This window comes from Curvibacter sp. CHRR-16 (assembly GCF_018474005.1).
Lineage (GTDB): Bacteria > Pseudomonadota > Gammaproteobacteria > Burkholderiales > Burkholderiaceae_C > Allorhodoferax.
Genome location: NZ_JAHCSH010000011.1, coordinates 1 through 14,553, shown reverse-complemented (window position 1 = coordinate 14,553; position 14,553 = coordinate 1). Strand labels below are relative to the sequence as shown.

Genomic DNA, 14,553 nt, shown 5'->3' with positions numbered 1-14,553 from the left:
TAGCTAAAGAGGCTGTTGATGTCTTCTCGCCCCTCTAGGCTGATGGCTTGCAGGCTTGTGCTGGTTTGGGCTTCTAAGGCTGCGCAGCTAACTGTGAGGATGCGATGGGTGGGAACAAGAGCGGTCATGGCTTAGCTCCGATAGTTGTGCAACTCGATACGGCTGTTTTCCAGATCAACCGCGCTTTGAACCGTGAACTCCAATGGATACGGTTGCATTTGGATATGTCCTGAGATTTCGAACGTGAGTACGTTGTAGTTGGCGCTGGCCTGCTCTTTGATGAGGGGGCGCACGACCAGTGTCTCGGGCATGAGGCGCGGCTCGAAGGTGGTGATGGCCCGGCGAATCATGGTTTCGATGTCGTACCACTTTTTCTCGGACAGGTAGCCACCTGCGAGTGCGGGTACGCCGAAGTTGACGGTTGATTTGGCCGCAGCGGGGAATCGTTTGCGGTCTATGAGATCACTTTGGTCGGTGGTGTTGAGCAACAGAGCCAAGTCGCGCTGGATGATTTGGCGCATTTGGCTGCGGTTGCTGGTGTAGGCCTCTGGCGGTTCACTGGTTTGGCTAGGGGCGTCGTCGCACAGACGATCGAACAAGGTGGGCAGGTATTGGCGCTCACCTTTGCGTTCGCCGGGCTCAATGTTCGATGGCAGGGGACGGGCTGCCGGGTGGAGCAGCGTAGTGATGGGTTGGCTCATGTGCGATCCCCGCTGTGCAGGTGACGCATGTCGAGCAAGGAGATGTCGCCTTGGTCGGTCATCAAGGTTTTTTGGCCGTAGGCGAAGACGCCTGTGTCCCCGACATCGCGCCAGAGTGTGAGGTGGGAGAGCAATAGGGCGTTGTGCTGGGCTTGGCCGTGCTCGGCTGCGCTGGTTTCGGTGTCGCTATAGCGGGTGGGAATATAGGCGTGCAAGGTTTTGCCTGCTGCCTGTGTGGCGCGCAGTTGCAAAGTCACGGGAATCCACACTAGGTTGAGCAGGGAGGCTGGCTGCTGGATCTGCATGTCTGCAATGTCGGCATAGGCCAACCAGCGGTAGCCGCCAGCAATGATGAGCTCGCACACGGGGCCTAGGCGGGTGTCGGTGTCGCTGATCCATTGGTATGGAAACGCGGCCTCTTCACCTTGGCGCTCCAAAGTACAAACACCTGCGCGTGTGGGGGCGGCCTCCAATGCGCTGTCGCGCAGCACGTCGGCTTGCTCTGCACGGCCTTGGGCGTTGTGGGCAATGGCACAAGCCAAGTCTTGCATCCACTGGGGGTAGTCAATAACCGGCACGGGTTGCTGAGTCCCCGCAAAGACTGCGCTGCGCTGGGCTTGGGCTTTGATGAGGCCGCGTACGAGCTGGGCTTTGGACTGCCAGTGCGCGCCCTGCGGGTCGCCAACCGATACGAGTTGAACAGCCGTTTGGAGTTGCTTGAGGGCGCGCCCCCATTGGCCCAGCACGCAGAGAAATTCGACCAAGGCCCAGCGTTTTTCTATGGAGTTGGGTTTGGCGCGTACCTGCCCTTCCAGTGCCGACAGGGCTTGCTGCAGGTCGTGGCTGGGGTGGAGTTGGCTGAGTGTTTGGGGAGCGAGTACGGTGTTCATGATGATTGGGGGGAGGAGCTATCGCCTGCAAAGAAGGGCATGGCACTGTCCAAAGACAGGCTGTGGTGTTCGCGCAGGGTGAGGCCAGGCAAAGATGATTGGACTAACTGCGCCAAGCTGGTTTCAGCCATGGCTTCCAGTGGGTTGGTGCTCTGTGTCGGCTGAGGCTGACTGGGCGCAAATAGGTGAATGACGCTGTCGAATTTGTCCAGCGCCATGAGGTCGATGGTGACGGTGTCGTCCAAATTGGCCAGCACGTCGTGGATGTTTTGGGTTTGTCCCAATAGATCACTTAGGCTACTGCCCACGTAGTCATGCGAGGCTTTAGCTGCACTGACCAAATCCTGCAAAGGGTCTGTCGATACTGCGTTTTCTTGCTGTCGAGCAAGCCCGTGCCAAGGGCCATCGTCGCCGGTGTAGCTGGGGTCTTGGAGTTTGCGCAGGTATTGGGCGTGCAGCATGTCCAACACATCCACTGTGGCAGCTTTGCTGGCTGTGGGGCGAACCATCTGCGCAGTGGTGTTGGCAGTGGCGGTGGAGGGGTCAGGCACGATGAGGTCGTCAAGGCCTTTATGGCGCTGCTCATCCAACGCCATGGGATCCAAGTCGGTCAATTCAAAGTCGGGCATCCAATTGGTTGCATGGTTCTCGGCAACCTCTGGCACTTGCACACGGAAGCTGTACAGCCCCACTTCCAAGATATCGCCGTTGTGTAGCGTTTGGGTATGGCCTACTGCCAAGGACTCGTTGTTGATGGTGACGGCAATTTCTGCGCTATCGGTGCGTATTGACCAGTTCGATACCGTGGACTCCGGATGGCATTGCACGACACACGCATCCAAATACGGCATGAGCGCGGCAGTGGTTGGCAGCGTGCTTTGCAAAATATCTTCAAAGTGCATGCGCTTGCATTGATCGGGCCACTGCCATAGACACTGAAACAGTTGCCCATGTTGGTAAAGACCATGGAGTTCAAAAGTCTCCGGGTTCATGATCGACTTCTCCACAAAGAGGCGAGATCCTGTGCTGCATTGACATAGCCGCCATGGATGTCTTGCTGCCAGTAAGCAGACACAGGGGACTGAACACGCAACAAGCGCTCGGGCCAGTTGCGCCATGGAAGATGGGTGACGCCGTGCAGACTTCTTGCCGCATCCAAGTTGTCGCTAGGGCAGTACTGTTGCAAGACCGCTTGCGCTTTGGCCGGATCGACAGCGCGGGGGCCGATGAAGAACAAGTTTTTCCAACTAGGGGCATACAGGCTGCCCAGTACATCCACCGCTTGAACCAAGTTCTGCCAGTCGGCGTTAGCGGCATGGGTGCGTGCCACCAAGCGGGCTAACCAGTACAGCATGTCTTGCCCATGGCCCAACGCATTGTTCACCAGCAACGAGGCGAGCCACTTGGGTGAGAGTTTTTGGTAGATGAGCAGTGGGCATTCGCGACCCATGCTGTCTTCAGACTGCAGGGCAATGCCCACGACAAAATGCTGTTTGGCAAAAGGCAGGGTGCCTGGTTGCATCACCCACGCCACGGGGACGCCACCCAAGGCACCCGTTGTGTCGGTGGGATTGCGCCATGCGCGCATGGCCCATTCTTGCCAATCGTGGGCTTCCTCGGGGCTGACGTTATGCCGCAAAAAATCCCCATGGCTGGGCAACTTACCCCAAACGGACAAGGGAGATGCGAGCAAGGTGTGAATCAAATGCTGACCCATGCTATGCAGCCCTTAGCTGGTGCGTCCCGAGCAATTGAACGACTTGAGCAAATTGCTACTCAGCGGATTGGCCCCACTGCTGGTCACTTCCAACACCGTGCGACGGGTATCAAACGCGAATTCCATCGCCACCTTGCCTGCGCTGGCGCTGGGGATGGTATTGCCCTGCTCTACCAAGCGCATCAAGGCCCAAGGGCCACGGGTTCCTACAGAAGATGTGTCACTTTTGATGCGGGGTAAGGCTGTGATTTCGGCCATGGTGCCGCTGCGGGGGCCTGGCCACTGCACCTGCAGGGCTTGCACAGGGCCGTGCGCATAGCGCTGGGTTTGTCCATCAAAGTCCATGACCAACTCAGTGATGCTGGGATCCAAAGACTGCACACGCACATCCAATTTCCAGGCCATGCGTTTGGCGCCAGGCTCTTTGAAATACACCTCGCGTATTTGCTGAATTTGTGCAAACAAATCGGGATTGGGCCCTGACTGGGCCATCAGTTTGAGCAATTCACCTGCCACGGTAGGTGCGTTGACAGGGGTGGCTGTGGCACTCGCTCCACCCTCTGCGGCTGCGCTAGGGGCTGCGGCCAATACGGGGTTTTTGTAATGCCAAGGACGTTCGCTGGTATCGACTAGAGGCGCGAGGTATTTGTTGAAATACTCATCGGCCGATCCCCCTGCACCAAAGAAGGCGTTGAAGTCGTCGATGGCGACCTCTTGGGAGGTGTCTGCAAAGGGGTAGCGTCCAGCAATGTTGCGGCGGCAGGGCTCAATCACCATCTGGTTCATGGTGCTGACCAAGCGATCCATCTGCGCTTGGGCTTGCACACGCAATATGCTGGCCGCCGCTTGGCTGATTTTGTCAGCCCCGTTGGCCGTAGCACCTAGCAAAATTTCACGGAAGGGGGCCGGCAGTTTGCTGGCCTCGATCTTGATCTTGGTAGCAGCTTCTTGGCTGGAGGGAGGGATGCTGCCGCCGTTGATGGCGGCATCGGCCACCACCAAAGAGGTGTAGTACTCATTGAGCAAGCTGGTGATTTTGTCCAGTGCCACTTTGGATGTAGCTTGCCCATCCGAACCATCGCCTTGGCCTGTCACCACCTCGCGCAAAGCACCAAACTGCGAATCAACATACTGGCGTTCGATGCGTTGCTCGGGGCGCAAGCCCAAGTTCTTGTTGAGTTTTTCGGCGTTTTTGTCGAGCTGCTCGGTGGCTTTGTCAAAGAGCGACTTTTCTTCTGCCGAGCGGGTTTGCAATGAGCGTGACAAAGTGGTCTCCCGCGCTGCCATGCGTGCCAAGCGCACCAAGGCAGAGTCGGGAGCCGCCAACTGGCGCAGCATGTTGAGCTCGAATGTCAGCGCGCGCCCCGAGTCGGCTTTGACCACGCGGATATCGGCCAAGAAATCTGTCCACAGTTGGGCATATTCCTGCAGGTATTGGGAGCGAATGTCCTCAATCAAGGTCTGACGCTCTTCTTCACTGAGTTCGTGTACCTTGCCTGCTACATTGCCTGTGCGCCCCATGACCCATGCATCGTCTATCTGGGCTTGCACCACCAGTTCTTTGAGGCGTTTGGCAAACAGCTCGTGGTAACCATCGTAGGTAAACAAACCGGGCACACCGTACTCCAAGGGGCTACCGGAAGCCAAGCTAAATAAAGTACCCACCTGCGGCCCCAAAGCGCGTACCAAGGTGAAGTCTTGCGGCACATCGGGGGCCAATGCGCCTTTCACACGCTCGTACAAACGCTCGTTACCCGGTGTACTGTCCAAAAAGGTGCGCACTTGGCGTACCAAGGCCTCGTTGCGCGACGTGCTGGACTGCACCACGCGCTTACCCGAGAACATATCTTGCAAGTACGACACCATGGCAGTGCTGTTGTTGAAGGTCGATGCAAGGCTTTTTTCGCCATCGTCCTTGCCGTCTGCTGCGTCGTCTTCATCGGTTTGCAAACCATCTTGCCAGTCTTGCAGCACCCAGTTGCGCACCTCTTGGGCGGCGCTGGGAGAACCGGTGAAATGGGGCTTGTCATGCAGCAGCATGTACACGTGCAAGGTGTCGTAGGCGTGCTTGGCGTCTTGGTATTGCACCGCTTTGCGCATGACCGCCTCCATGCGGTCAATGATGACGGGCAGAATCAAACGGTCTTGCAAATCGCCATAGGCCACATGGGCTGCTGCGGCAATAGGGTCTGCCGTGTACAGGCCATAGGTGTAAGACAAGGCCGGATCTTCCAACTCCAATCCCGAATGCTTGGGCAACTCTTGGGCCAGAGCCAGCACATCGAGCATGCGATCGCTGCTGCGGTGCTCCAACAAAGCGCGCATTTTTTCTGTGAGTGCAGCAGTCTTGGTTTTCACCTCTGCCAAGTACTCTTGGTTGTTGGAATGGCTGACCTTAAGGCCCATGGACAACCATATACATAAGAAGAAAACCAAGGCATGCCCGGTTAAACGGGCCATGCGAAAGCGTGCTTCCCAGCGCAAATTGGGCTTGACCAAATGCGCCTCGGGGAACACCACACGGGAGAACAAATCCGCCATGAAATAGCTGCGTGTGCTCTGTGGCTGCCCGTGCAATTTGGCCGCGCCCACCAGTTTGGAAGCAGCGCGGGTCATTGCATTGTGCAAACGCGGCACCAAAGCCAACCGGTCTGCCGTGACCTCGCGCTGCTCGTACTGCATCGCGCTGGTCAGGTATACCCCGCGCAAGGAGTGGGTGAGCTGGGTCGTGTCATAGCGCGAGTCAGCAAACACCGCATCAAGCAAAGACACCAAGGGCGCGATCAGCGCGGCAAACTCATGCGCAAAAAGGTACAGCGCTTGACGACGATCCAGATCGAACTCTTCTTGCAAGCGGGTAGGCGTACCAGCCCGGATGCGGCTGTGCAATGCCAGCAGTTCATCCTTGAGCTGCTGGGCCAGCACAGGCTGCGCACCCTCGGGGCTAGCGCTATCCCGCCATGGCAAGGTAAATCCCCATACTTGCGCGCGTGCTTCGGTGGTGAGGCTGCTGAAGTACTCCGTAAAACCACGCAGCAAATCCATCTTGGTCAGTACTACATACACCGGAAAGCGGATGCCCAAATGCTCACGCAGCTCGGCCAAGCGTGCGCGCAATTGCGCGGCATGGGCGATGGACTGGTTCGCATCGTCGCTGAGCAGCTTGGACACATCCACGGCCAACAATGCCCCGTTGATGGGAGCACGTGGGCGCACCTGGCGCAACACGCGCAAAAAGCCTTGCCACTCGGCCACGTTGCGCTGCTCATCACTGGCCAACGCAGAAGATTCCTCGACGACCTTTTTCGGCTCTTTGCCCTCGGCGTCTGCTTCCTCCGGCTTAGCCAAGGCAGCACGCTGCGCTGCTTGTATTTGCGCTTGCTCTGAGCGGCCATCGTGCGGATTGGTATAGCGGCCTGCTGTATCAATCAGCACGGCCTCATTGGTAAACCACCATGCGCAGTTTTGCGTGCCAGCACTCTGTGCCAGGGTGAGTTGCGCACTGGCGGCGCCCATTTGGTCTGCCACTGGAAACTGCAAACCCGAGTTGAGCAGCACCGATGATTTGCCAGTCCCGGGGGTACCAATGATCATGTACCAAGGCAACTCGTACAGGTAGCGTTTGCCCTCCACTATGCGGCGCATCCAAGACCACAAAGTGCCTGTACCGCCCGCCATGGTGATATGCATTTGGCGCAGTTGGGCGACGGCTTTATTGGCCTTTTCTTTGATGGAACGCACTTCTTCGCGTGCCAGCACTTTGCCTGCGGCCTTGTCATCGCGGCGCAGCAACTTGCGGGCAAAGGCCTCATCGTTGCGCATCAGGTTCCAAACTTTGTATAGGCCCCACACGGCGTACAAAAACAGCACCACGCCTATAACCATGGCACGCACCCACACAGGCTCCAGTGGATGCCATGCGCCAAACGCCAACACGGGACCGGCATGCCAAATCAACAGACAAATGCAAGCCACACCTACCACCGACAAAGGCAGCTTGAGCAAAGCCAAAATTACCAGCACCAGCAGCAGGCAAATAACGGAGACCCGCAGACTGACATCTGCCAGAGGGTGCAAGTCACCCAATGCAATCAAGGGGCCAACAAACCAAATAAACAGCGATGCCGCAATCAGCGCCAAAAACGCCAAGATGGCCACCATCACAGGAGAAGTAAAAAAACCTCGCATGAACTTGTCCTTCGTTATTTCGTGCCGGATGCTGTTTCTTCAATCACATCCGGGGCGGCTGTGATCAGCTCAATTTCCACGCGCCTGTTTTGCGCACGGCCTGCGGGGCTTGCGTTGTCTGCCAATGGCTGGGTATCCCCCAAGCCGATAGCCTCCATGCGCGCAGCATCCACCCCTTGGGCTTGCAAAACGGCCACCACAGCTTGGGCACGCTTTTGTGACAACTCTTGGTTACTGGCGAATTTGGATGAGCTGATGGGCTGGTTATCCGTATGCCCCTGCACGCGCACGCGCCCATCAACTTGGGACAGTGCATCGGCTACCTTGTTGAGCACTTTGAGCGTAGCGGGACTGAGTTGGTCTAGCCCACCAGAGAACATGCCATCGCCCTTGAACACGATGCGCGAACGCTGTGCGGTTTCATCGACACGAACCCGGCCTTGAGCGATCTCGGTTTTGAGCAACTGCGTCAAATTGAGCTTGTCACGCGGCTGCAGAGGTGGCTGCAACGTGACCAGTGCCTCAATGGACTTTTGCACGGCGCCGGTCTTGACCAACAAGCCATACTTGTACCAACCAAACTGCGTGAACAAGGCCAAGCCCAGCACACTGGCTGACACCCACACAGGAACCGAGCGCAGCAGCTTGAAACGCCCCTGCCCTACCCCTTGCCAGCGCATAGCCAGCTCGCGCGGTACGGGTTCATGCGTGGCCGCCACCATGGCATAAAGGCGATGGCGCACGGTTTCCAGCACGCGGTGGCCATCGGCCTGCATGCGGTAGCTGCCCATGAAGCCCAAGCTCAGCACGTGGTGCAGCACCTCCAATACCGGCATGTGCTCTTGCGGCGCATTGGCCAAACGGCCGATGAGCAAAAACACCGTGCGGCCGCCTTCGCTCTCGCCGTGAAAATGGTTGAGCAAAGCGCGGGTAGACCACATGCCCGTGCTGTTGCCGTCCCCTCCGCCCCAAGACTTGAGGTTGATGGCCTCATCCAAGGCCGTGCACAGCACGTAGCGCACCGCCAGCATGTGCTCACGGCGCAAGTTGGTCTGCTCGCACAGGCGGGTGAAGGTTTGCAGCTCTTGCACCAGCAAGGTGTGCAAGCCTGGCACACCCACATCTTCCAACTCGTCTGGCAGTTCGGCCAATGTGCGCAGCAGTACCGTAGAGGCCTCCAAGAAGGGGTTTCCCCCCTGCTCAATCACCTGCTGCAATGCAGCCAAACGCTGCTCGTGGTGAGGGCCGGGCTGGAAAACCAGATCACCCTTTTGGGCATCCTTCACCCCCAAATCGGGGTTGGTGGGCTGCAGTGTGTCGCCCGAAGACGCCACATTCCAGCCAGTCGCTTGGGATTGCAAAGCTGCTGTATCACTCATGGGTTTGTTTTCACTTCATTCAATGTTTTTTGCTTGCAGGCGTTCGCTCCCAGCGGGCGGCAGGGCGTTGGCCGCGCTGGGCTTTTGCGTGGGGGTTTCGCGCACGCCCTTGGCGGCGTTGATCAGGCTGTCGCGCTGGCCGTCCCACACCGGCAGCTTGGCCGGGGGCAGGGGGAGCACTTTGTCCAGGTTGGGGAAGCGCAGGTCGGGGTTGTTGAAGAGGGCTTTGCTGAGTGTGAAATAGCGCTCGGCCCGGGTGGGGTCTTTGATGCTGCCGACCAATGGTTCTCCGCCATCAAATGCGGAAAACAAATACCCTGCTGCCGCCTCGCTGCCAAACTTCACCGCATCGTGCAGGACTTGACGGGCTCGGGCGAATTGGGCTTCTTTGTCAATATTGGCATCGTCTGGTTGCTCCGTGGCGCGATCTATTGCACCGCCTAACTCAAACGCAGCCTGTGCATACCCCTGTGCATACCCACATTCCAAAAGTTGGAACATTACTTTGCGGTTGGACCATTCCGCGATATTGGGCTTTTCCATATCCCGATAACCAAGACGTAATGACAAAGCGATCTTGGTCTGCGCCCTAGCGCTGCCCATGTCTGCTGCCAGTTCCCAGAAGGCCCAGGCGCGGTCTACGCTGGGCTTGACTCCGTAGCCCTCTTCGTGGAACACACCCATGAGGTAGAAGCCATCGGCCACTCCTTGGCGCATCAGGTATTCGACCCGGCTGACTACCAGTTCACGGTCTTGGGGCTGCACCTGGAATTGGCCTTTGGGGCCGTTGACCCCATTGCCGGTGCGTGCGGTTTGTATCCACATGAGTGCGGCCTTCCAGTGGCCCTGCTCTGCCGCTTTGCTCCACAGCGCCATGGCGCGCGGCCAGTTGCGTTCGTTGGGCCACAGGGCTGGGCTGGTGAGGGCCATGCCTTCTTCAAACAAGGCTTGTGCCTCGGGCTTGAGTGCCGGGGCTTTGGTGGCAGCGTGGGCGCACACAAACTCGGCACGGTGCGGGTCAAAGGTTTTGAGGTTGATGTTGCGCGGCAGCACGCCCTTCTCGCTCAACAGCGCAAGGTCAGACTGGGCGGTAAAGGGGGTTTTGTAGGCGCTCATGGCGTGGCCGCTGGAGCAGGCCAGCAGCACCACGATGCCGATGGCGGCATGGGCGCACCACTTCACTACAAGACCGCGTGCCTTAAACATCAAACCCCACCTCCGTGGTTTGCATCAGCCGCCAGTCCACTTGCGCATCCTCTACCGGCCAGCCCAGTGCTTGCAGGCTGGGCATGGCCTGGCCTTGCGCTACAAAGGCTTGCCACTTCCAGCCCTCGCCGCCTGCGGTGCTGCCCAGCCAGGGGTGCAGCGGGTGGTCTGGGGCCAGCACATGGGGTTGCCAGATGCCTGTGGCCGGGCATAGGGCATTGCCCTTGCAGCCTGCGCTGCCTGCCTGCGCTATGGCGCGCAGGGTGCCTGCGCGGGCCAGCCAGTCTGGCGCTGCTGTCACAGGGGTGGCCACGCCGTGGTACACCCACTCGATGCCTGCACCGGAGTCCAGGCCGCCTGCACCATCGCGCAGGGCCAGGGTCTGGCCTTGGGCAAAGTACAGGGGCAGCGCGGTGCGCTGTGTACTTTGCTGCGTACCTTGCTGGTGTGCCGTGTAGTACCCGGCCCATGGGGCTGCTGGGTGCACGTAGCGGGCAGCTTGGCCGTTCCACACGGTGCCTGCCAAGGGGGCTGCGGCTGTGCCGCGTGTGCCGTGGTCTGCTGGCAGTGCAATGGCGTGGCCTGCGGGCACGTGGGCCGGGTGCTCGGGCGGCAGGGCGTTGGCCGCGCTGGGCTTTTGCGTGGGGGTTTCGCGCACGCCCTTGGCGGCGTTGATCAGGCTGTCGCGCTGGCCGTCCCACACCGGCAGCTTGGCCGGGGGCAGGGGGAGCACTTTGTCCAGGTTGGGGAAGCGCAGGTCGGGGTTGTTGAAGAGGGCTTTGCTGAGTGTGAAATAGCGCTCGGCCCGGGTGGGGTCTTTGATGCTGCCGACCAATGGTTCTCCGCCATCAAATGCGGAAAACAAATACCCTGCTGCCGCCTCGCTGCCAAACTTCACCGCATCGTGCAGGACTTGACGGGCTCGGGCGAATTGGGCTTCTTTGTCAATATTGGCATCGTCTGGTTGCTCCGTGGCGCGATCTATTGCACCGCCTAACTCAAACGCAGCCTGTGCATACCCCTGTGCATACCCACATTCCAAAAGTTGGAACATTACTTTGCGGTTGGACCATTCCGCGATATTGGGCTTTTCCATATCCCGATAACCAAGACGTAATGACAAAGCGATCTTGGTCTGCGCCCTAGCGCTGCCCATGTCTGCTGCCAGTTCCCAGAAGGCCCAGGCGCGGTCTACGCTGGGCTTGACTCCGTAGCCCTCTTCGTGGAACACACCCATGAGGTAGAAGCCATCGGCCACTCCTTGGCGCATCAGGTATTCGACCCGGCTGACTACCAGTTCACGGTCTTGGGGCTGCACCTGGAATTGGCCTTTGGGGCCGTTGACCCCATTGCCGGTGCGTGCGGTTTGTATCCACATGAGTGCGGCCTTCCAGTGGCCCTGCTCTGCCGCTTTGCTCCACAGCGCCATGGCGCGCGGCCAGTTGCGTTCGTTGGGCCACAGGGCTGGGCTGGTGAGGGCCATGCCTTCTTCAAACAAGGCTTGTGCCTCGGGCTTGAGTGCCGGGGCTTTGGTGGCAGCGTGGGCGCACACAAACTCGGCACGGTGCGGGTCAAAGGTTTTGAGGTTGATGTTGCGCGGCAGCACGCCCTTCTCGCTCAACAGCGCAAGGTCAGACTGGGCGGTAAAGGGGGTTTTGTAGGCGCTCATGGCGTGGCCGCTGGAGCAGGCCAGCAGCAGTAAAAGGTGAATGAAGAGGGTGCGAATGAGGGCGTGCATGCTGAACCTTTAGCCCACCCGGTCGGTGGCGGTGCGCTTGTCTTCAAACTTGACGATCAAGCCGGAAAGGTTTTTCCCTTCTTTAAGATAACCGGCGTTCTTTCCAGCCAGTGTTTGCCACAGTGTGAAGGTTCTCTCGACACTGCCCGGACTCCCATTGCCACCGTCATGTTTGCCATCCGTCAGCCCCGCCCACACCCGCTGGCGCAGGCCTTGGTTGTGCGGCTTGTGGGTGGTGGCGATGTTGATTTCGCTGTCGGCAGACATGCTGCGCTGGTTGAGGTTGGCGCTGCCCAGGGTCATGTATTCGTCATCGGCCAGCATGAGCTTGCTGTGGATGTAGATGTCGCGGTAGCGGCCCAGCTGGGCTTGGCCGGTTTGGTTGTGCGCTACCAGCTTGGCCACCAGCACTTTGAGGCCCAGGCTTTTGCCGTCTTGCAGCAGCACGCCTTTGTCGTCCAGCGTGGGGGCTTTGACCTTCATGGCGGTTTTGGTGATGTCGCTCTTGAACCAATCGGTCTTGTCTTTTTCTACCTGCGCGTGCTGCTGGGGCATGCTGTCGGCTGCGCCCAGGCTTTTGAGGGTGTCGTAGGTGCGCGGCACCATGCCCTTGTCTTCAGGGGCGGGTATGACGACCATGAGGTGCAGCAGCCGTGCGTCTTGGCTGGATTGGCCTGCGTCTTGCACCCAGTCCATGAACTTTTCTCGGTTAGCCTTGAGGTGGCGTGCCCATTCTTCGTAAAAGAAGTATTGGTTTTCCAGGTACAGGTAGTTGCGCGCCATGGAGCTGGCCTGGAAGTAGGCGTGTTTGATGCTCTTGTCAAAGGGCCATTGCTTTTGCGCTTCTTGCAGGGCTTCTTCGGGCTGGGTGCGCAGCACTTGCAGGCGAATGGCTTGGGTGGTTTTGGCCAGGGCAGCAGGTAGCAAGTCGGGGTTGAGGTTGGCACTGCGCGTGGCCGTTTGCTTGGCGTTGCTGGTGGCCTCCAGTTTGGGCAGCAGCTGTGCGCGGTTCCAGGCACGGGCAAAGTTTTGGTGTACGCCTTGGAGGGCTTCGCCTTCAATGCGGGCCGCATAGTCACGCAGGGGCTTGCGGCTGACTTGGCCCAGGTTTTGGGCGCCTACGTCGTCGCTGGGGCTGCCTGGGAGGGCGAGTTCACGCAGGGGGCTGTCAAAGGCGTGCTCGACGGTGTCCCAGTAGTCGGACACGCTGTTGAGGCCCATGACGTAGCCCACGGCTTTGTGGCCGGGGCCTTTGGTTTTGTCTGCTGGGTCGGCGTAGGCGTAGTCGATGAGGATGGGCTTTTGGTGGTGGGTGGCCCAGTTTTCAATGAGTTCTTTTTCGTCCACGTAGCCCATGCCTGCCCCGCCAGCGGCGCTGGGGGGGTCTACCTCGTCGGCCAGGCTGGTTTTGACAGCACTGCTCACGCCGTCACGGCAGCGCACTTCAAGGTTGGGGATTTGGCCGGATGTGGCTTCGCGCCACCACTGGGTGCAGTAGTCTTGGCGGATGGCATGCAGGGGTTTACTAGTGCCCGGCTTTGCGCCGTGGGCTTCGTCCCAAGTTTCGCTGATGGTGGAGCCTGCTATATAGGAGTCTGGCACTACGTAGCCAACCAAGGAGTTTTGTTTGGCAGAACCTCGCTTGCTGTACCAGACAAGCAAGCACACTTTGACGGCACCTTCTCCGTTGGGGCCTCCCTTGGCCTTGCGTTTGAGCAGCTCCCCATAGGGTTCGCCGTTGGCCCAAGGGTAGTCCTTCATGCACTGGTTTCGCACCAAGGCCATGCCGGGGTCAAAGCCCCAGCACACCAAATAAATGGTGTCTTTGGCGGCTTCTATGTCCTTGGCAATTGCGGCAAAGCCGTCTTGCCCAGCAATAAAGGTTTTGATGGTGTTGCCAGTAGTCACCGGGTGGGTAACGCTGTTTTCCAGCAGCCACTGGCAAGTGCCCGTGACGGTGCGGCCGCTGGCATCTACATACACAGTTTCTGCGCGTTGGGTTTTGAGGGGGTCTACATCAGCCATATTTAGCTCCGTGATGTGGGCGATACCAGTCCGTTGACCACAGCGCGGTCTTGGGATGTTGCGGTCGTGCGAAAACCTTTGTTGCCCAGCTTGTGTTCGGGGCTGTGGCCCAGGGCCTCTACTACTTTGAGGTCAAATACCGCACCGTTACTCAGTTGCACTTGGTAGGCGCTTGTTCCGTCTTGGTGGTTTTTGACGATCACTTGCCCCAGTTCGTTGGTAATACCTTGGTCAATGACTGCCCCGGCTTTGAGCAAGCGGTAAGGCTCGCCCGCACGAAGTGCCCCTCCCACCTGATCGGGTTGGGTCATGAGTGTGAATACCAGCTGGTTTTGGGGTGGCTTCCAATCTGCCGCTGGCAGCACTGGAGACGGTAGGGGCCGATTGTCCGGTCCGACAACTCCTAGCTGGTTGGCATGCACCGTGCGCGAGCCGGTAGTGGCTTCTTCCACGCCGCTTGCCTGCCACTGCATGTAGCTGCTTGCGCCGTTGAGCACCACTTTCTTTTGCGCTTGCAAAATGATTTCATTGGCTGTGAAGCTGACCTCTTGCTTGGCCAGTAGATGGATGCTGGTTTTCAGGGCTTGGATGTCTATGTCTTCTTTGGCGCTGACCAGCTTGATCCCCGCCTTGTACGCAAACAGCTTGATAGCCTCCTTAGCACTCAAGAGCCAACTCTTAGCCGTAGACACACTCACATGCCCCCCTG

At 58.8% G+C, this 14,553-nt stretch carries 10 protein-coding genes; all 10 read right to left on the bottom strand.

The features are described 5' to 3' along the window. Positions 1–131: 131 nt before the first annotated feature. Entirely contained in the window at positions 132–701 is a 570-nt protein-coding gene (gene tssE, locus KIK84_RS16155; protein ID WP_214124154.1) for a type VI secretion system baseplate subunit TssE, read from the bottom strand. Next, positions 698–1,591 carry a type VI secretion system accessory protein TagJ gene (locus KIK84_RS16150; protein WP_214124153.1) on the bottom strand — a complete coding sequence of 298 codons (894 nt, stop codon included), beginning with the start codon at positions 1,589–1,591 and terminating at the stop codon, positions 698–700. Before KIK84_RS16150 ends, tssE begins: the two co-directional genes overlap by 4 nt. Next, positions 1,588–2,583 carry a TagK domain-containing protein gene (locus tag KIK84_RS16145; RefSeq protein WP_214124152.1) on the bottom strand — a complete coding sequence of 332 codons (996 nt, stop codon included), beginning with the start codon at positions 2,581–2,583 and terminating at the stop codon, positions 1,588–1,590. Before KIK84_RS16145 ends, KIK84_RS16150 begins: the two co-directional genes overlap by 4 nt. Further along, positions 2,580–3,308, bottom strand: a complete 729-nt coding sequence (gene tagF, locus KIK84_RS16140; RefSeq protein ID WP_214124151.1) for a type VI secretion system-associated protein TagF — start codon at positions 3,306–3,308, stop codon at positions 2,580–2,582. The genes KIK84_RS16145 and tagF overlap by 4 nt, the downstream gene beginning before the upstream one ends. 12 nt (positions 3,309–3,320) lie before the next feature. Then, positions 3,321–7,496 (bottom strand): type VI secretion system membrane subunit TssM, encoded by a 4,176-nt coding sequence (gene tssM / locus KIK84_RS16135; protein WP_214124150.1) that lies wholly within the window; start codon positions 7,494–7,496, stop codon positions 3,321–3,323. A gap of 14 nt (positions 7,497–7,510) precedes the next feature. Further along, positions 7,511–8,875: a type VI secretion system protein TssL, long form gene (gene tssL, locus KIK84_RS16130; RefSeq protein ID WP_214124149.1), complete on the bottom strand. Its 1,365-nt coding sequence runs from the start codon at positions 8,873–8,875 to the stop codon at positions 7,511–7,513. Between the two features lie 15 nt (positions 8,876–8,890). After that, positions 8,891–10,081 (bottom strand): SEL1-like repeat protein, encoded by a 1,191-nt coding sequence (locus tag KIK84_RS16125; RefSeq protein ID WP_214124148.1) that lies wholly within the window; start codon positions 10,079–10,081, stop codon positions 8,891–8,893. After that, the gene (locus tag KIK84_RS16120; RefSeq protein WP_214124147.1) at positions 10,074–11,819 is read right to left on the bottom strand and encodes an SEL1-like repeat protein; all 1,746 of its coding nucleotides are present in this window, start codon (positions 11,817–11,819) and stop codon (positions 10,074–10,076) included. Before KIK84_RS16120 ends, KIK84_RS16125 begins: the two co-directional genes overlap by 8 nt. A gap of 9 nt (positions 11,820–11,828) precedes the next feature. Further along, positions 11,829–13,844: a phospholipase D-like domain-containing protein gene (locus KIK84_RS16115; RefSeq protein WP_214124146.1), complete on the bottom strand. Its 2,016-nt coding sequence runs from the start codon at positions 13,842–13,844 to the stop codon at positions 11,829–11,831. A gap of 2 nt (positions 13,845–13,846) precedes the next feature. Further along, a partial coding sequence (locus KIK84_RS16110) for a DUF2345 domain-containing protein (protein ID WP_214124145.1) occupies positions 13,847–14,553 on the bottom strand: 707 nt, incomplete at its 5' end.